At 60.4% G+C, this 17,189-nt stretch carries 15 protein-coding genes and 1 pseudogene; 13 read left to right on the forward strand and 3 right to left on the reverse strand.

The window, feature by feature from the left end:
• Positions 1-7 precede the first annotated feature (7 nt).
• Positions 8-436, forward strand: coding sequence for a DUF2269 family protein (locus AC07O1_RS05415; RefSeq protein WP_495088135.1), 429 nt, complete (start codon positions 8-10; stop codon positions 434-436).
• A gap of 71 nt (positions 437-507) precedes the next feature.
• On the opposite strand, the gene AC07O1_RS05420 is transcribed toward AC07O1_RS05415, so the two are convergent.
• Positions 508-1,164: a histidinol-phosphatase gene (locus AC07O1_RS05420; protein WP_495088136.1), complete on the reverse strand. Its 657-nt coding sequence runs from the start codon at positions 1,162-1,164 to the stop codon at positions 508-510.
• Positions 1,165-1,307: 143 nt separating this feature from the next.
• Between AC07O1_RS05420 and AC07O1_RS05425 the strand changes: the two genes are divergently transcribed.
• Both AC07O1_RS05425 and ptsP read left to right on the forward strand, forming a co-directional pair.
• A complete protein-coding gene (locus tag AC07O1_RS05425) occupies positions 1,308-1,787 on the forward strand; it encodes an RNA pyrophosphohydrolase (RefSeq protein ID WP_150806187.1) in 480 nt (159 codons plus the stop codon).
• Positions 1,788-1,809: 22 nt separating this feature from the next.
• Complete coding sequence (gene ptsP / locus AC07O1_RS05430; protein ID WP_495088137.1) at positions 1,810-4,089, forward strand: phosphoenolpyruvate--protein phosphotransferase; 2,280 nt, start codon at positions 1,810-1,812, stop codon at positions 4,087-4,089.
• Between the two features lie 117 nt (positions 4,090-4,206).
• Here ptsP and AC07O1_RS05435 read toward each other — a convergent pair whose 3' ends face one another.
• Positions 4,207-4,953, reverse strand: a complete 747-nt coding sequence (locus AC07O1_RS05435; protein WP_495088138.1) for an NRDE family protein — start codon at positions 4,951-4,953, stop codon at positions 4,207-4,209.
• Between the two features lie 122 nt (positions 4,954-5,075).
• Here AC07O1_RS05435 and AC07O1_RS05440 point away from each other — a divergent pair, with 122 nt between their 5' ends.
• From AC07O1_RS05440 to AC07O1_RS05450, 3 genes are all read left to right on the forward strand, one after another.
• Entirely contained in the window at positions 5,076-5,858 is a 783-nt protein-coding gene (locus tag AC07O1_RS05440) for a sulfite exporter TauE/SafE family protein (RefSeq protein WP_495088139.1), read from the forward strand.
• Between the two features lie 84 nt (positions 5,859-5,942).
• Positions 5,943-6,764, forward strand: coding sequence for a prolipoprotein diacylglyceryl transferase (gene lgt, locus AC07O1_RS05445; RefSeq protein ID WP_489069213.1), 822 nt, complete (start codon positions 5,943-5,945; stop codon positions 6,762-6,764).
• Between the two features lie 48 nt (positions 6,765-6,812).
• Complete coding sequence (locus AC07O1_RS05450) at positions 6,813-7,784, forward strand: thymidylate synthase (protein WP_495088140.1); 972 nt, start codon at positions 6,813-6,815, stop codon at positions 7,782-7,784.
• 93 nt (positions 7,785-7,877) lie between these two features.
• Here AC07O1_RS05450 and cadR read toward each other — a convergent pair whose 3' ends face one another.
• Positions 7,878-8,327, reverse strand: a complete 450-nt coding sequence (gene cadR, locus AC07O1_RS05455) for a Cd(II)/Pb(II)-responsive transcriptional regulator (protein WP_495013077.1) — start codon at positions 8,325-8,327, stop codon at positions 7,878-7,880.
• Positions 8,328-8,412: 85 nt separating this feature from the next.
• Here cadR and AC07O1_RS05460 point away from each other — a divergent pair, with 85 nt between their 5' ends.
• The 7 genes and pseudogenes from AC07O1_RS05460 to AC07O1_RS05490 form a co-directional block, all read left to right on the forward strand.
• Entirely contained in the window at positions 8,413-10,692 is a 2,280-nt protein-coding gene (locus tag AC07O1_RS05460; protein ID WP_495088141.1) for a heavy metal translocating P-type ATPase, read from the forward strand.
• 16 nt (positions 10,693-10,708) lie between these two features.
• Positions 10,709-11,572 carry a LysR family transcriptional regulator gene (locus AC07O1_RS05465; protein ID WP_495013079.1) on the forward strand — a complete coding sequence of 288 codons (864 nt, stop codon included), beginning with the start codon at positions 10,709-10,711 and terminating at the stop codon, positions 11,570-11,572.
• 225 nt (positions 11,573-11,797) lie between these two features.
• A complete protein-coding gene (locus tag AC07O1_RS05470; protein WP_494990754.1) occupies positions 11,798-12,874 on the forward strand; it encodes a putative 2-aminoethylphosphonate ABC transporter ATP-binding protein in 1,077 nt (358 codons plus the stop codon).
• Positions 12,874-14,598: a putative 2-aminoethylphosphonate ABC transporter permease subunit gene (locus AC07O1_RS05475; protein ID WP_495088142.1), complete on the forward strand. Its 1,725-nt coding sequence runs from the start codon at positions 12,874-12,876 to the stop codon at positions 14,596-14,598. The genes AC07O1_RS05470 and AC07O1_RS05475 overlap by 1 nt, the downstream gene beginning before the upstream one ends.
• 47 nt (positions 14,599-14,645) lie before the next feature.
• On the forward strand, positions 14,646-15,671 hold the full coding sequence (locus AC07O1_RS05480) for a putative 2-aminoethylphosphonate ABC transporter substrate-binding protein (RefSeq protein WP_495088143.1): 1,026 nt from the start codon (positions 14,646-14,648) through the stop codon (positions 15,669-15,671).
• A gap of 126 nt (positions 15,672-15,797) precedes the next feature.
• The gene (locus AC07O1_RS05485) at positions 15,798-16,928 is read left to right on the forward strand and encodes a TIGR03364 family FAD-dependent oxidoreductase (protein ID WP_495088144.1); all 1,131 of its coding nucleotides are present in this window, start codon (positions 15,798-15,800) and stop codon (positions 16,926-16,928) included.
• 2 nt (positions 16,929-16,930) lie between these two features.
• Positions 16,931-17,179 (forward strand): annotated as a pseudogene (locus AC07O1_RS05490) (HD domain-containing protein); the annotation flags it as partial.
• Positions 17,180-17,189 lie beyond the last annotated feature (10 nt).

Raw genomic sequence — 17,189 nt, forward strand, 5'->3', positions numbered from 1 at the left:
CGTATACATGGAAACGCTTACCGCCCTGAAAATAGCCCACGTCCTGGCGACGGTGCTGCTCTTGGGCAGCGCGTTGGGATTGGCAATCCGGGTATGGCGTGGTGACAGCAAGGGTGATGCGACGATCTACACCCGCATCTTGCATCGGCCGTGGCTGTTCGTCTGGTTGGTGATGGGGGTTGCGCTGCTGAGCTTGCCGTTCAGCGGCTGGTGGATGGCGCACCTGGTGGGCTGGCCACTGGGGCAGACCTGGGTTCTGGCCTCCAGCGTGATCTATATGTTCGGCGCGCTGAGCTGGTTATGGCTGCTGATACGGCTCAATCGCCTGCGGGTGGCGCAGGCGGCGAGCAATTTGAAATTCACCTTGGCGTTGGCGGTTTTCAGCTTTGTTTGCTTCATTGCCATTTCAGGATTGATGGGCGCCAAGCCGGTTTAAATCCAGAAATAGTGCCGGTCCTATCGCGAGCAAGCTCGCTCCTACAGGAACCCTTGCTCGCGATGGTGTCATCAGTCGCGCAGCGAAATCACCGGCCAACCCCGTTTCTCGGCCTCAGCCCGCAAATTTGGATCAGGATCTACCGCCACCGGATTCGTCACCTGTTCCAGTAGCGAAAAATCATTCATCGAATCGCTGTAGAAGTAGCTGTCTTGCAGGCTAAATCCGGTTTCTTCCAGCCAACGATTCAAGCGCGTCACCTTGCCTTCACGGAAGCACGGCACGTCAGTGCTGCGCCCGGTGTAGCGGCCGTCGATCATTTCGCACTCGGTGGCGATCAGGGTTTCGACGCCCAGGCGTGCGGCAATCGGCCCGGTAACGAAGCGGTTGGTGGCGGTGATGATCACCAGCTTGTCGCCGGCGGCCCGGTGTTTGGCTAGTAGCTCGATGCCCTTGGGCAGCATGATCGGTTCGATGCAATCGCGCATGTAGTCGCGATGCCATTCGTCCAGCTTGGCCATCTCGGTGCGGCCGAGGATTTCCAGGCAGAAGTTCAGGTACTCGGCGTTGTCCAGTTTGCCGGCCAGGTAATCCTGGTAGAACTCATCGTTACGCGCCTTGTAGGCGACAGCGTCGAGGATGCCCCGTTCGCACAGGTAATCGCCCCAGGCGTGGTCACTGTCACCGCCCAAAAGCGTGTTGTCCAAGTCGAATAAAGCCAGGCGCATTGCAGTTACTCGCTGAAAAGTCTGTAAAAAGGCGTCCAGAATACGGTCTTTTCACAAGAGTGCACATAAGGTAGGCCGGCTCGTTGCTGCTTTCACAGCCTTTGTGGAACAATGCGGCGACATGCGTTTGCGAGGTTGTTGCCGTGATCGACCCAGATGGTTTCCGCCCCAATGTTGGGATCATTCTGACGAATGATGCCGGCCAGGTGCTATGGGCTCGCCGTATCAATCAAGATGCCTGGCAGTTTCCGCAGGGTGGTATCAACCCTCAGGAGACACCGGAAGACGCCTTGTACCGTGAGTTGAACGAAGAAGTGGGTCTGGAACGCGAAGATGTGCAAATTCTCGCCTGCACTCGGGGCTGGTTGCGCTATCGTTTGCCGCAACGTCTGGTGAGGACGCATAGTCAACCGCTGTGCATCGGCCAGAAACAGAAATGGTTTCTCCTGCGCCTGGTCTCTAACGAGCAGCGGGTGCGGATGGATTTGACCGGCAAACCGGAATTCGATGGCTGGCGCTGGGTCAGCTATTGGTATCCGTTGGGCCAGGTAGTGACATTCAAGCGCGAGGTGTATCGACGCGCCCTCAAAGAGCTTGCCCCGCGCCTTTTAGCGCGCGACTGACGACGGAGTTCGACCCCGAGCCATGCTCAATACGCTGCGCAAGATCGTCCAGGAAGTTAACTCCGCCAAGGATCTCAAGGCGGCGTTGGGGATTATTGTGTTGCGCGTCAAAGAAGCCATGGGCAGCCAGGTCTGCTCAGTCTATCTGCTGGACCCAGAGACCAATCGCTTCGTGCTGATGGCCACCGAGGGCTTGAACAAGCGCTCGATCGGCAGGGTCAGCATGGCGCCCAACGAAGGTCTGGTCGGCCTGGTCGGCACGCGTGAAGAACCCCTGAATCTCGAAAACGCCGCTGATCACCCGCGTTATCGCTACTTCGCCGAAACCGGCGAGGAGCGCTTCGCCTCCTTCCTTGGCGCACCGATCATTCACCACCGCCGCGTCGTCGGCGTGCTGGTCATTCAGCAAAAAGAACGTCGCCAGTTCGATGAAGGTGAAGAAGCCTTCCTGGTGACCATGAGCGCCCAGCTTGCCGGGGTTATCGCTCACGCCGAAGCCACTGGCTCGATCCGCGGTCTGGGGCGTCAGGGCAAAGGCATTCAGGAAGCCAAGTTCGTCGGCGTACCCGGTTCGCCCGGTGCCGCGGTCGGTACGGCGGTGGTCATGCTGCCACCGGCGGATCTGGACGTGGTGCCGGACAAGACCATCACCGACATCGACGCCGAGCTGGGGCTGTTCAAGACCGCCATCGAAGGTGTGCGCGCCGATATGCGCACGCTGTCGGAAAAGCTCGCCACCCAGTTGCGCCCTGAAGAACGGGCGCTGTTCGACGTCTACCTGATGATGCTCGACGATGCTTCGCTGGGTAGCGAAGTGACTACCGTGATCAAGACCGGCCAGTGGGCTCAAGGCGCCTTGCGCCAGGTGGTCACCGATCACGTCAATCGTTTCGAATTGATGGACGACGCCTACCTGCGCGAGCGGGCATCGGACGTCAAGGACCTGGGCCGCCGTCTCCTGGCCTATTTGCAAGAGGAGCGCCAGCAGACGCTGGTCTACCCTGACAACACCATTCTGATCAGCGAAGAACTGACGCCGGCGATGCTCGGCGAGGTGCCGGAAGGCAAGCTGGTGGGCCTGGTCTCGGTGTTGGGTTCGGGCAACTCCCACGTGGCGATCCTGGCCCGTGCCATGGGTATCCCGACGGTGATGGGTCTGGTTGACCTGCCGTACTCCAAGGTCGACGGCATCCAGATGATTGTCGACGGCTACCACGGCGAGGTCTACACCAACCCGAGTGAGGTGTTGCGCAAGCAATTCGCCGAAGTGGTCGAAGAAGAGCGGCAACTGGCCCTGGGGCTGGATGCGCTGCGCGACTTGCCGTGCGTGACCCTCGATGGTCACCGCATGCCACTGTGGGTCAACACCGGCCTGCTGGCGGACGTGGCGCGAGCGCAGAAGCGTGGCGCAGAAGGCGTGGGTCTGTACCGCACCGAAGTGCCGTTCATGATCAATCAGCGTTTCCCGAGCGAAAAGGAGCAGCTGGCGATTTATCGCGAGCAACTCGCTGCCTTCCATCCGCAACCGGTGACCATGCGCAGCCTGGACATTGGTGGCGACAAGTCGCTGTCGTATTTCCCGATCAAAGAAGACAACCCGTTCCTCGGCTGGCGCGGGATCCGCGTCACCCTCGACCACCCGGAAATCTTCCTGGTCCAGACCCGCGCCATGCTCAAGGCCAGCGAAGGCCTGAACAACCTGCGAATCCTGCTGCCGATGATCTCCGGCACCCATGAGCTGGAAGAGGCGCTGCACCTGATTCACCGCGCCTGGGGCGAAGTGCGCGACGAAGGCACCGACGTACCGATGCCGCCGGTTGGCGTGATGATCGAAATCCCCGCAGCGGTGTATCAGACCAAGGAACTGGCGCGGCAGGTGGACTTCCTTTCGGTCGGCTCCAACGACCTGACCCAATATCTGTTGGCGGTGGATCGTAACAACCCCCGGGTTGCCGACCTCTACGACTACCTGCACCCAGCCGTGCTGCAAGCCTTGCAGAGTGTCGTGCGCGACGCCCATGCCGAAGGCAAACCGGTGAGTATCTGCGGAGAGATGGCCGGTGATCCTGCGGCGGCGGTGTTGTTGATGGCGATGGGCTTTGACAGCCTGTCGATGAACGCCACCAACTTGCCGAAAGTGAAGTGGATGCTGCGCCAGATCAACCTGAGCAAGGCCAGGGAACTGCTGGCCGAGCTGATGACCATCGACAACCCGCAAGTTATCCACAGCTCGCTGCAACTGGCGCTGAAGAATCTCGGGCTGGCGCGGATGATCAATCCGGCGGCGATGAAGGCGCTTTAAGTCCTTACTGAGCATGCCCACGCTCTGCGTGGGCATGCAGCCTTCGACGCTCTGCGCCGGTGACGCGGAGCGTCACGGGATGCGTTACCACGCAGAGCGTGGGAACGATCCTTGGGATTAAACCCTCAGCTCAACCTCCCCCAAATGCCCGCCATAGGGTCCGAAGCTGCGCTCGACGATGTGCCGCGAGCCGTCGGCCCGAACGATCAGCGCCGTGCTGGCTCGGGTGCCATAGCTGGGGCTGGCGATAAACACGCTCGACAGTAGACTCTCGGTAGCGAGGCCAACCCCGGTGTCGGGTAATTCGGCGATCGGAGCGGTTTGTGGGTCGTTCAACAAGGCGAGTAGCGCCTGTGGTTGCGGATCGTCCAGGACCTCGCTCAATGCCGCCTTGGCCTTGAGCACTTTCGGCCATGGAGTATCGAGTCCCGCATTGGACAGTCCGTAGACACCGGCCGCCAAAAGCACGGGCCCAGGCTCCAGTGAGTTGTAGTGCCATAACTGATCAGTCGTACCAACCAGCAGGTTAAACCCCGCATATTCAACCGATCTGTCGACAACGTCGGCTAAATAGTCTTCAATCGGCGTGTTCTCGTTCAGAAAGCGCGCCACCAACTCACCGCGCGATCGACGGGCCGGTGGCTGATGCGGGTTGCGTATATTGGTCAGCGCAGCAAAGCGTCCAGCGGCACCGACTCCGAGCCAGGTGCCTCCTGCCTCCAGATCCCGACCGGCATAGATCTGCGGCGCCTCAGGCCATTGCGCCAACGGCAGGCTCGGGCGCGCGTAGAACTCATCGCGGTTGGCGGCTACAACCAAAGGCTGGGCATGGCCGGGTCGCCAGGCGAACACGATCAAGCACATGGGGTTATCCCTCTGTGTTTTTTGCTCACTCTACGCACAGATCGGGCGGGTATCCATCGCCATCCAGTGGAGCCCAAGGCCATGCATCCGTTACCATGCCGGTCTTATTTCGGGATGCACCCATGGAATTTCTGCTCTACCTGCTGCTGGGCGCCTGTGCAGGCGTGCTGGCGGGGCTGTTTGGCGTTGGCGGCGGAATCATTATTGTCCCGGTGCTGGTGTTCAGTTTCACTTTGCAAGGTTTCGATGCATCGGTGCTGACTCACCTCGCGGTGGGTACATCCTTGGCGACGATTATCTTTACCTCGGTCAACGCGGTCCGCGAGCATCAGCGCAGAGGCGCGGTGCGCTGGCCGATTTTTCTCTGGATGACGGTCGGGATCCTGATCGGCTCGGGTGTTGGCGCGCTGACGGCAGAGGCTATCTCCGGACCGAACTTGCAGAAGATCATCGGTGTCTTTGCCTTGGTCATCGCCCTGCAGATGACCCTGGATCTCAAACCCAAGGCCAGCCAAACCGTTCCCGGAAAGCTCTTGTTGACCCTGGCCGGCAGCGTGATCGGCTGGGCGTCGGCGATCTTCGGGGTCGGTGGTGGCTCGTTGACCGTACCGTTCCTGACCTGGCGTAGCGTGCCGATGCAGCAGGCGGTGGCCACCTCATCGGCCTGCGGCTTGCCGATTGCCGTGGTGAGTGCGTTAAGTTTTATGATTCTGGGCTGGCATGATTCACGTTTGCCGGCTCATAGTCTGGGTTTCATTTATTTGCCAGCGCTGCTCGGGATAGCCCTGACCAGTATGGTTTTCGCACGGTTCGGCGCACGGATGGCGCATAGGCTGTCGCCGCGTTTGCTGAAACGAATGTTCGCCGCATTGCTGTTTTGTGTGGGCTTGAGTTTTCTGTTCTGACAGCGTGTCGCAATATTGGCTTAATCCTGGATTGGCATGGTCCAGCCCCGAATTTTTAGGTTTCAACTCTAACGAGGAGTCGCAATGCTGCCTTACCCGCAGATTGACCCGGTGGCCCTGGCCATCGGCCCGCTGAAAATCCACTGGTACGGCCTGATGTACCTGGTCGGCATCGGCGGCGCCTGGCTGCTGGCGTCGAGCCGGATGAACCGTTTCGACCCGACCTGGACCAAGGAGAAACTCTCCGACATGGTGTTCTGGATGTCGATGGGGGTGATTGTCGGTGGCCGACTGGGTTATGTGCTGTTTTACGACCTGAGTGCTTATCTGGCCAACCCGACCCTGATCTTCGAAGTGTGGAAGGGCGGGATGTCGTTCCACGGTGGCTTCATCGGGGTCATGCTGGCGGCCTGGTGGTTCGGCAAGCGCAACGGCAAGTCGTTCTTCGAGCTTATGGATTTTGTCGCGCCGATGGTGCCGATTGGCCTGGGAGCCGGGCGTATTGGCAACTTCATCAACGCCGAGTTGTGGGGCAAGCCGACCGACGTGCCGTGGGCGATGATCTTCCCGCCTTTCAGCGATCCTGATCAGTTGGCGCGTCACCCGTCACAGCTGTACCAGTTCGCCCTGGAAGGTGTCGCACTGTTTGCCATCCTCTGGCTGTACTCACGTAAGCCTCGACCAACGATGGCCGTATCCGGGATGTTTGCCCTGTTTTACGGAATTTTCCGTTTCATCGTCGAATTCGTTCGTGTTCCAGACAAACAACTCGGTTATCTGGCATGGGACTGGCTGACCATGGGGCAGGTACTCTGCGTGCCGATGATTGTCGGCGGTCTGTTCCTGATCTGGCTGGCCTATCACCGTGCCCCGGCAGCCCCTGCTGCCAAAGACGCGGCGCTTTAAATTCGAATCCCGGGGCGCAGGCCCCGGGTTCAAGGACACAGGTAATTCATGAAGCAATATCTCGATCTGGTCGCCCACGTCATCAAGCACGGCACCAAGCAGGCCAACCGCACTGGTGTGAACACCATCAGTTTTCCCGGCGCGATGCTGCGCTATGACCTGAAGGAAGGTTTCCCGGCAATCACCACCCGCAAGATGGCCTTCAAGTCGGCCATCGGCGAGATGGTCGGTTTCCTGCGCGGCGTGAACAACGCCGCTGAGTTTCGTGCTCTGGGCTGCAAAGTCTGGGACCAGAACGCCAACGAAAACGCTCAGTGGCTGGCCAACCCGTTCCGTCAGGGCGACGACGATCTGGGCGAGATCTACGGCGTGCAATGGCGCAAATGGCCGGCGTACAAACAGATCAACACCAGCAACCAGGCCGCTATCGAACTGGCGCTGAGCCAGGGCTATCGGCAGATCGCCGAAGGTGAAGAAAACGGCCAGGCCTACGTGGTGCTGTACAAGGCCATCGACCAGATTCGTCAGTGTGTCGACACCATCATCAAGGACCCGGGCAGTCGCCGGATTCTGTTCCACGGCTGGAACTGCGCCCAGCTCGATGAAATGGCCTTGCCGCCGTGCCATCTGCTGTACCAATTCCACCCGAATGTCGAGACCAGGGAAATCTCCCTGACCCTCTACATCCGCTCCAACGACCTGGGGCTGGGGACGCCGTTCAACCTGACCGAAGGCGCGGCGCTGCTGAGCCTGATCGGCCGCCTGACCGGTTACACGCCACGCTGGTTCACCTATTTCATCGGTGACGCCCACGTCTACGAAAACCACCTGGACATGCTCAACGAACAACTCACCCGTGAGCCGTTCCCGATGCCGAAACTGGTGATTTCCGAGCGTGTTCCGGAGTTCGCCAAGACCGGTGTGTACCAGCCCGAGTGGCTGGAACAGATCGAACCGAGCGACTTCTCGCTCGAGGGCTACGAACACCACGCGCCAATGACTGCGCCGATGGCGGTCTGATTTAGGCACCGCTTTGCGGTGATCGCGGGCAAGCCTCGCTCCTACGGAATCACATCGAACCTGTAGGAGCGAGGCTTGCCCGCGATGGCGTCCTCAATGCCCGTGGCTTCTGCCCACATGTGAATGCTCGGCTTCACTGGCCACCACTGAGCCACTCACTTCCAGACGCTGCAAAATCCCGCACTGATCGATACCCGGCCCTTCGCTGCAGCGTTGGCGCAGGTCGAGCAGTTGTTCCTGCAAGGCCAGCAAGCCGTCGATTCGCGCCTTGACGTGGAGGATGTGCTCGTCGATCAAGGCATTCACGCTTTCGCACTGGCCTTGCGGGCTGTCGCGCAAACCCAGCAGGCTGCGGATTTCCTCGAGGGTCATGTCCAGGGTTCGGCAGTTGCGGATAAAGGTCAGCCGTTCGGTGTGGGCCTGGGTGTACAACCGATAATTGCCTTCACTGCGCGCAGGTGGCGGCAGCAAGCCTTCGCGTTCGTAATAACGGATGGTTTCGACCTGACAGTCAGTCAGTTTCGCCAGCTCACCTATTTTCATTTCAGATCATCTCCATTGGCTGCTTGACCCTATAGTGGCTACAGGGTGTTCACTTGGCAACAGGCACCTTTTCGGACGCGACCCAATGAGCGATTCCATCCACACCCACAAACCCGATGCTGACCATCAGCATGCTGATCACGATCACGGGCAAAAGCTCCGGCCAGTCGATAAGCACCATCACGCCAGCCATCAGCATTCCTGCTGTTCGACGGCTCAAGCGCCGTCGCTGATCAAGCTCAGCGAAGCGCCCACTGCCGGGGCACGCCTGAGCAGTTTCCGCATTGAGGCGATGGACTGCCCGACGGAGCAGACACTGATCCAGAACAAACTCGGCAAGCTTTCGGGTGTGCAGCAACTGGAGTTCAACCTGATCAACCGGGTGCTGGGCGTCACTCATGACCTGGCGTCCACTGCACCTATCGTTGAGGCGATCAAGTCCCTGGGCATGCAAGCCGAGCCCATCGAGCCGGGATCCGATGCTGAGGTAGCAATCCCGATACCGGCAAAAAAGCCCTGGTGGCCGCTGGCGTTGTCCGGTATCGGTGCTTTGGTAGCCGAAGTGATCCACTTCACCAGTGCAGCACCGACCTGGGTCGTGGCGTTGGTCGCACTGGTGTCGATCCTCAGTGGCGGTTTCGCTACTTATAAAAAGGGCTGGATTGCCCTGAAAAATTTCAACCTGAACATCAATGCGTTGATGAGCATCGCCGTGACGGGTGCGGTGTTGATCGGCCAATGGCCTGAAGCGGCGATGGTGATGTTCCTGTTCACCGTGGCCGAGCTGATCGAAGCCAAATCCCTCGACCGCGCGCGCAATGCCATCAGCGGCCTGATGCAGATGACCCCGGAACAGGCCACCGTGCAGCAAGCTGACGGCAGTTGGTTTGAACGCGAGGTGAAAACCATCGAATTGGGCGCGTTGGTGCGGGTTCGTCCTGGCGAACGTATCGGTCTGGACGGTGAAGTGGTGTCCGGTAGTTCGACCATTGATCAGTCACCGATCACCGGTGAAAGCCTGCCGATCGAGAAAAGCGTCGGCGATAAGGTCTTCGCCGGCACCATCAACCAGTCCGGCTCTCTGGAATACAAAGTGACGGCTGCGGCCAATCACTCGACCCTGGCGCGGATCATTCACGCCGTCGAGCAGGCTCAGGGCGCACGCGCGCCGACTCAACGTTTTGTCGACACCTTCGCCAGGGTCTACACGCCGGTGGTGTTCATCTTCGCCTTGGCTGTGGCGGTGGTTGCGCCGTTGTTCATGGGCGGAGTCTGGTTCGAGTGGATCTATCGGGCACTGGTGCTGCTGGTTGTCGCTTGCCCCTGCGCCTTGGTGATTTCCACCCCGGTGACTATCGTCAGCGGCCTCGCGGCGGCGGCGCGCAAAGGTATTTTGATCAAGGGCGGTGTCTATCTGGAGGGTGGTTACAAGCTCGATTACCTGGCCCTGGACAAGACCGGGACCATCACCCACGGCAAACCGGTGCAGACCGACTATCTGTCCCTTGATCCGATAGCCAATGAGATCGCGCCGGCCATTGCCGCCAGCCTGGCCAGCCGCTCGGATCACCCGGTGTCTTTGGCCATCGCCAATGCGGCTGTGGATAAACAGCCGACGCTGCACGCTGTGGATAACTTCGAAGCCCTGAGCGGTCGCGGTGTGCGCGGTGAAATCGGTGGTCAGCTCTACCACCTGGGCAACCATCGCCTGGTGGAAGAACTGGGTCTGTGCTCGCCAGCGCTGGAAGAGAAGCTTTTCGCACTGGAGGAGCAGGGCAAGTCGGTGGTGCTGCTGCTCGATGCCTCTGGCCCACTGGCGCTGTTCGCCGTGGCGGATACGGTCAAGGAATCCAGCCGCGAAGCGATCCGGCAGTTGCATGAGCTGGGCATCAAGACGCTGATGCTCACCGGCGACAACCCACACACTGCCCAGGCGATTGCGGCCCAGGTTGGTATCGATCAGGCTCAGGGCAATCTGCTACCGACCGACAAGCTTCAAGCCGTTCAAGCCTTGTATGCTCAAGGGTATCGGGTTGGCATGGTCGGCGACGGCATCAATGATGCGCCGGCGCTGGCTCGAGCCGAGATTGGTTTCGCCATGGCCGCGGCTGGCACCGACACCGCCATCGAAACTGCCGATGTCGCCCTGATGGACGACGATCTACGCAAGATTCCGGCATTTGTCCGTCTCTCTCGGCAGACCTCGAGCATCCTCAAACAAAATATCGCGTTGGCGTTGGTCATCAAGGCGATCTTTCTTGGGGTAACCTTCGCAGGCCTCGCCACGATGTGGATGGCGGTTTTTGCCGATATGGGCGTCAGCCTGTTGGTGGTGTTCAATGGTTTGCGCCTGTTGCGCAAATAGACAATGAGAGGGTGCAGTGCTGAGTGCCGAGCTGAAGGCTTTTTATATGGTCGCCCGCCTGGGCAGCATCACCCAGGCGGCGAAAAAGCTCGGCCTGAGCCAACCGACGGTGACGACGCAGATTCGTCATCTGGAAAGCCAGTATTGCGTTGAGTTGTTCTACCGCGGCGGCCGCCGCTTGAGCGTCAGCGATGAAGGCGCGCGGCTGCTGCCGATGGTCAAAGCGTTGTTGCAGCAGGAAGCCGATATCGAGTTTTTCCTGCGCAACAGTGGCCAGGTCCAAGGTACGCTGCGCATCGCCGCCACGGCGCCGTATTACATTCTCGATCTGGTGAAAACCTTCCGCGAGCGCTTGTCACAGGTTGAGGTCTCGGTCGAGATCGGCAATTCACAACAGGTGCTGGAATCCCTGGAGGAGTACCGGGTCGACATTGCCGCCTCTTCGCAGTTGCTGGAAGACGCGCGGCTGATTCGCCGGGTGTTGGGCAGCGATCCGCTGGTGTTGGCGGTGCATCGCAATCATCCGTTGGCGACCCATGGCCATGTTCCACTCAGCGCATTGGCCGGGCATACCTTGTTGATGCGCGAGCCGGGCTCGACCACTCGCCGACTGACCGAGGACCTGCTGCAAAACGCCAACGTCAGTTTCGGCCCGTTGCTGGAAATCGGCAGCCGCGAATCGATTCGTGAAGCGGTGCTGCGCAACATCGGCATCAGCATCATCGCCCGCCATGAAGTGCCTCATGATCCGCAACTGCGGGTGCTGACCTTCGAAGGCGCGCCGCAGATTTCCGAGTATCTGTACTGCCTCAAAGAGCGAAAGGGCGCGCGCCTGCCGGCAGCGTTCCTGGGGTTGGCGCAGGAGATGGCCGGTTGCTGAATCGCCGATGATCGTTCCCACGCTCCCGCGTGGGAATGCCTCACTGGACGCGTCCGCGTCCGCTTCGGCTGCGACGCAGAGCGTCACGGGCTGCATTCCCACGCAGAGCGTGGGAACGATCACCCAAATCCACCAATACCACTATCGGCAACTTTTGCCTCGTTGCCACATGACCTACGCATTCAGTCTCTAGGATGGCTTTCATCTGCTTGATGAGGCCCGTCCATGAACAACCCGATCGCAACTGCTCAGACCTTTCCCGGTACGCCGATGAAGGTGCGCGGCATTCAGAAGCGCTTTGGCGCATTCACTGCGCTGGATAACGTTTCGCTGGACGTCGCCGCTGGCGAACTGGTGTGCCTGCTCGGGCCGTCCGGGTGCGGCAAGACTACGCTGCTGCGCTGCATCGCCGGCCTGGAGCGTCAGGACAGCGGCGAGTTGTACCTCGGTGCCCGCAACGTTTCCCACCTTGCACCGCAAGCCCGGGACTATGGCATTTTGTTTCAGTCCTACGCGCTGTTCCCCAATCTCACCGTCGAAGCCAACATCGCCTACGGCCTGGCAGGCAGTGGCCGCGATGAAGTGCGCAAACGCGTCGGGCAGATGCTTGAACTGGTTGGCCTGATCGGCAGCGAAAAGAAATACCCTGGCCAACTATCGGGCGGTCAACAGCAGCGCGTAGCCCTGGCTCGTGCCTTGGCGCCGGCACCATCGTTGCTGCTGCTCGACGAGCCGATGTCGGCCCTCGACGCCCGGGTGCGCGAGCATCTGTGTACCGAACTGCGCCAAATGCAGCGCAACCTGGGCGTCACCACCCTGATGGTTACCCACAATCAGGACGAAGCGATGTTGATGGCCGACCGGATTGCCGTGATGAACAACGGCAAGGTCGAGCAGTACGCCACACCCCAGGAAATTTACGACAAGCCGGCGACGCCGTTTGTGGCCGAGTTCGTTGGCCAGGGTAATTGGCTACCGTTCCAGCGCAGTAGCGACAGCCACGCCCAGGTCGGCGGCATGCATGTACGGCTGGCCGAGGGTTCCGGCCGGGCCGTCTCGGGCCGTCTGTTCTGCCGCCCGGAATCCATCAGCGTCAACCCGCCGGTGCATGAAGAGAATCTGTTCCCGGCGAAGGTCCGCGAGATCACCTTCCTCGGCAATCGCTGCCGCATGAGCTTCGAACTCAACGAATTGCCGGGTCACTCGCTGCTCGCCGAGCTGGCGCCACAAGACATGCCACGCCTCGGCGCCCAGGACATCATGGTCGCCTTGCCGCCACGCAGCCTGCAGGTGTTTGCCTGATGAGCGCGCACGTCGTCCTGCCGATATCGCACAAGCAGGTTCGGCAAACCACCCGCGCCGAACTTGGCGACCGGGTGTTCGTGGTCGGTGGCAAGGTTTTGCTGCTATGCCTGTTGGGCGTTGCGGTGCTGATGCCGTTGTTGGCGATCTTTTGGCGTGGCTTCAGTGCCGAAGCCGGGCAGGGCGGCGGTCTGGTAGCCGCTCGTGAACTGGTGACCAGCGCGAATTTTCACTGGCTGCTGGGCAATAGCCTGAAGGTTTCTGTCAGCGTGGCGGCCATTGTCGTGCCGCTGGCCTATCTGTTTGCCTACGCTCTGCAGCGCACGTTGATCCCGGCAAAAGGCATCTGGCGCGGGATGTCGTTGTTGCCGCTGATGGCGCCGTCGATGTTGCCGGGAATCGCCCTGGTTTATCTGTTCGGCAACCAGGGGATGCTTCGCGGGCTGGTGTCGGAAAACATCTACGGCTTCTGGGGCATTGTCCTTGGTGAAGCGATTTACACCTTTCCTCATGCTTTGATGATTCTGCTCTCGGCCTTGTCCTTGGCCGATGCGCGTTTGTTCGACGTCGCGTCGAGCATGGGCGCGAGCCCGGCCAAGGCGTTTCGCAGCATCACCTGGCCGGCGACCCGCCAGGCTGTTTTCGCTGCGTTCTGCCTGGTGTTTACCCTGACCATCACCGATTTCGGTGTGCCCGTGGTGGTCGGCGGCGATTATCAGGTGCTGGCGCTGGAAGCCTACAAAGCGGTGGTCGGCCAGCAGCAATTCGGTCGTGGCGCCTTGATTGGCATGGTGCTATTGCTGCCGGCGCTGTTCAGTTTCGGCGTCGATGCCTGGTTGCGACGTCGCCATGGCGACTCCATGAGCGGTCGGGCGCAGGTCTTTCAACCGGCGCCCTCGCGGCTGCGTGATGGCTGCTACCTGGCCATCGTATTGCTGATCTGCGCCGCGCTGCTTCTGGTGTTCGGCATGGCGGTGTACTCGTCGCTAGTGAAGTTCTGGCCGTACAACCTGTCGCTGTCGCTCAATCACTACCAGTTCGGTGACACCGCCGGTGGTGGCTGGCTGGCCTACGGAAACAGCGTGAAGATGGCCTTGTGCACGGCGTTGATCGGCAGCGGGTTGATCTTCACCGGCGCTTATTTGATGGAAAAAACCAAGGGGCAGCGCGGTTTGAACCTCGCGCTGCGCATGCTCAGTTTTGTGCCGATGGCGGTGCCAGGTTTGGTGCTCGGGCTGGGCTACGTGTTTTTCTTCAACCTCAATGGCAATCCGCTGCATGTGTTCTACGGCACCATGACCCTGCTGGTGGTCTGCACCATTGCTCACTATTTGACCACCGCGCAAATGACCGCCACCACCGCGCTGCGTCAGCTCGACGCCGAGTTCGAAGCCGCCGCGCTGTCACTCAAAGCACCGCTCTATCGGCACTACCTGCGGGTCACCGTGCCGATCTGCCTGCCGGCGCTGCTGGACATCGTTCGCTACTTGTTCGTCTCGGCCATGACCACGGTTTCGGCGGCGATCTTTCTCTACAGCCCCGACACCATCCTCGCGGCGGTGGCGGTGCTGAACATGGACGACGCCGGCAATGTCGGCGGCGCGGCGGCCATGTCGACCCTGATTCTGTTCACCTCGGCAGGCGTCTCGCTGCTGCTGGCCTGGGCCTCGCGCGGTTTGCTGCGTCGCTCCCAGGCCTGGCGGCAAACCGCGCCCGGCAACTGATTCGCTCCACCACTCACCCTGATCCGCACTCACAAAGGAACCGCACCATGTTCAAGCCCATGGCTCTTGCCGCTGCTGTCCTCACTGCTTTCAGCTTGAATGCCTTCGCGGCGAAAACCGAACTGACGGTGTACACCGCCCTCGAAGCCGAGCAACTGAAGTCCTACAAAGAGGCCTTCGAAGCAGCCAACCCGGACGTCGAAATCAAGTGGGTGCGCGATTCCACGGGGATCATCACCGCCAAACTGCTGGCCGAAAAAGCCCGTCCGCAAGCTGACGCGGTCTGGGGCCTGGCAGCATCGAGCCTGGCGATCCTTGACCAGCAAGGCATGCTGCAAAGCTACGCACCGAAGGACTTGGGCAAGATCGGCAGCAATTACCGTGACGCCGCCAACCCGCCGGCCTGGGTCGGTATGGATGTTTGGGCCGCGACTATTTGCTTCAACACCGTCGAAGCCCAGAAGCAGGGTTTGACCAAGCCTGTGAGCTGGCAGGACCTGACCAAACCTGAATACAAAGGCAAGATCGTCATGCCGAACCCGGCGTCGTCCGGAACCGGTTTTCTCGACGTCAGTGCCTGGTTGCAGACCTTCGGCGAGAAGCAGGGCTGGCAGTACATGGACGACCTGCACCAGAACATCGGCCAGTACGTTCATTCGGGTTCCAAGCCATGCAAGTTGGCGGCAGCCGGTGAATTCCCGATTGGCATCTCCTTCGAATACCCGGCCGTGCAGCTGAAACGCCAAGGCGCGCCGCTGGATATCATCCTGCCAAAAGAAGGCCTGGGTTGGGAAATCGAAGCCACTGCGCTGATCAAGGGCACGCCTCATGAAGAAGCGGCGAAGAAACTTGCCGACTTCTCCGCAAGTCCCGCGGCGATGGAGCTGTACAAGGAAAACTTCGCGGTGCTCGCGCAGCCCGGTATCGCCAAGCCACAGACCGAACTGCCGGCGGATTATGAGCAGCGTCTGATCAAAAACGATTTCGCCTGGGCCTCGAAAAACCGCGACAACATCCTCACCGAATGGCGCAAGCGCTATGACGGCAAGTCGGAAAAAGTCGTCGCCAAGTAAGTCAGTTCGATCGTTCCCACGGTCCCCGTGGGAATGCAGCCCGTGACGCTCTGCGTCACAGTGGACGCAGAGCGTCCATGGAGGCATTCCCACGCAGAGCGTGGGAACGATCATGGGGAGAAAAACATGGCTAATCACAGCGACATGCTGATTGTCGGCGCGGGGATTCTTGGTTTGTCCCACGCCTATGCCGCAGCCAAACGTGGCTTGCGGGTCAAGGTCTTCGAGCGCAGCGCCACACCGCTTGGCGCCTCGGTGCGCAACTTCGGTCAGGCGCTGGTTACCGGTCAGCCGCCGGGGGTGATGTTTGATCTGGCGCGGGCCAGCCGCGATATCTGGGGCCAATGGGCGCAGTCAGCCGGTTTGCAACTCAAGCGCAACGGCTCGTACCTGTTTGCCCGCAACGAAGCCGAAGAACAACTGCTGGAAGCCTTCTGCAGCGGCCGCGCAATGGCGCACGGCTATCGTGTTGAACTGCTGCGCGGTACTGCATTGCGCGACCTGTACGGGGGCCAGTTCAGCCATCACCGTGCGGCGCTGCACGGACTGGATGACCAGCAACTGTATTCTCGCGAGGCGATACCGGCGCTGATCGAATACCTGCGCCGTGAGTTGGGTGTGGAGTTTCACTTTTCCACGCTGGTTCGCGACATCGAACCCGGGCAGTTGCAGAGCACGGCAGGCAACTTCCGTGGCGAACAGATCATCGTCTGTTCCGGACACGATTATCAGACGCTGCTGGCCGAACAAATTGCTGAGTTGAACCCGCAAATCTGTCGCCTGCAAATGCTCCGCGCGCGGCCGCAGATCAATCTGAATCTGCAACACGCGTTGCTGACCGGCTTGAGTTGCGTGCATTACGGCGCCTTTGCCGATTTGCCGGAAGCCGCGGCGGTGCAGGCCCAGATTCTTCGCGAATCGCCGCACCTGCACGAGCAGGGGATTCACCTGCTGATCAGCCCGACGCCCTATGGTGAGCTGATCATCGGCGACTCTCACCATTACGGCAGTGATCCCTCGCCGTTCAACGCTGAGCGGGTGGACAACTGGCTGATTGACCTGGCCGAGCAAACGCTGGGCTGCAAGGTGCAGGTGCTTGAGCGCTGGCAAGGCGTCTATGGTTCTCGCGGGCCTGGGCCGTTCTCGTTCCTGCGCGCAGCACCGGGAGTGAGCGTGGCGCTGATGCACACGGGTGTGGGCATGAGTGTCGGGCCGGCGATGGCTGAACGTAATGTCGCGACCTTGTTGGGGGAGTAGTAATGAATGACTGTGAGCAGGTCATCGCCGAGGTCTTCGGTTGGTATGAGCAGTTCGGTGACAACGATTACATCGGTGAGCCAGTGTCGCAGATCGAGCACATGTCCCAGGCCGCGCAGCTGGCGATGGCCGAGGGTTTCGATGATGAAGTGGTGTTGGCGGCGTTCTTTCACGATATCGGGCATATCTGCGCTCAAGACGCGCAAAACATGGGCGGTTTTGGCGTGGTCAGCCACGAGCGCCTGGGCGCGTAAGCCACCG

The sequence above is a fragment of the Pseudomonas sp. GW821-FHT07G10 genome (assembly GCF_059418545.1).

Bases quoted from the DNA above. Each gene is read 5' to 3' on its own strand.
- AC07O1_RS05415 (WP_495088135.1), top strand. From the start codon at position 8: ATGGAAACGCTTACCGCCCTGAAAATAGCCCACGTCCTGGCGACGGTG.
- AC07O1_RS05420 (WP_495088136.1), bottom strand. From the start codon at position 1,164: ATGCGCCTGGCTTTATTCGACTTGGACAACACGCTTTTGGGCGGTGAC.
- ptsP (WP_495088137.1), top strand. From the start codon at position 1,810: ATGCTCAATACGCTGCGCAAGATCGTCCAGGAAGTTAACTCCGCCAAG.
- AC07O1_RS05435 (WP_495088138.1), bottom strand. From the start codon at position 4,953: ATGTGCTTGATCGTGTTCGCCTGGCGACCCGGCCATGCCCAGCCTTTG.
- AC07O1_RS05440 (WP_495088139.1), top strand. From the start codon at position 5,076: ATGGAATTTCTGCTCTACCTGCTGCTGGGCGCCTGTGCAGGCGTGCTG.
- lgt (WP_489069213.1), top strand. From the start codon at position 5,943: ATGCTGCCTTACCCGCAGATTGACCCGGTGGCCCTGGCCATCGGCCCG.
- AC07O1_RS05450 (WP_495088140.1), top strand. From the start codon at position 6,813: ATGAAGCAATATCTCGATCTGGTCGCCCACGTCATCAAGCACGGCACC.
- cadR (WP_495013077.1), bottom strand. From the start codon at position 8,327: ATGAAAATAGGTGAGCTGGCGAAACTGACTGACTGTCAGGTCGAAACC.
- AC07O1_RS05460 (WP_495088141.1), top strand. From the start codon at position 8,413: ATGAGCGATTCCATCCACACCCACAAACCCGATGCTGACCATCAGCAT.
- AC07O1_RS05470 (WP_494990754.1), top strand. From the start codon at position 11,798: ATGAACAACCCGATCGCAACTGCTCAGACCTTTCCCGGTACGCCGATG.
- AC07O1_RS05475 (WP_495088142.1), top strand. From the start codon at position 12,874: ATGAGCGCGCACGTCGTCCTGCCGATATCGCACAAGCAGGTTCGGCAA.
- AC07O1_RS05480 (WP_495088143.1), top strand. From the start codon at position 14,646: ATGTTCAAGCCCATGGCTCTTGCCGCTGCTGTCCTCACTGCTTTCAGC.
- AC07O1_RS05485 (WP_495088144.1), top strand. From the start codon at position 15,798: ATGGCTAATCACAGCGACATGCTGATTGTCGGCGCGGGGATTCTTGGT.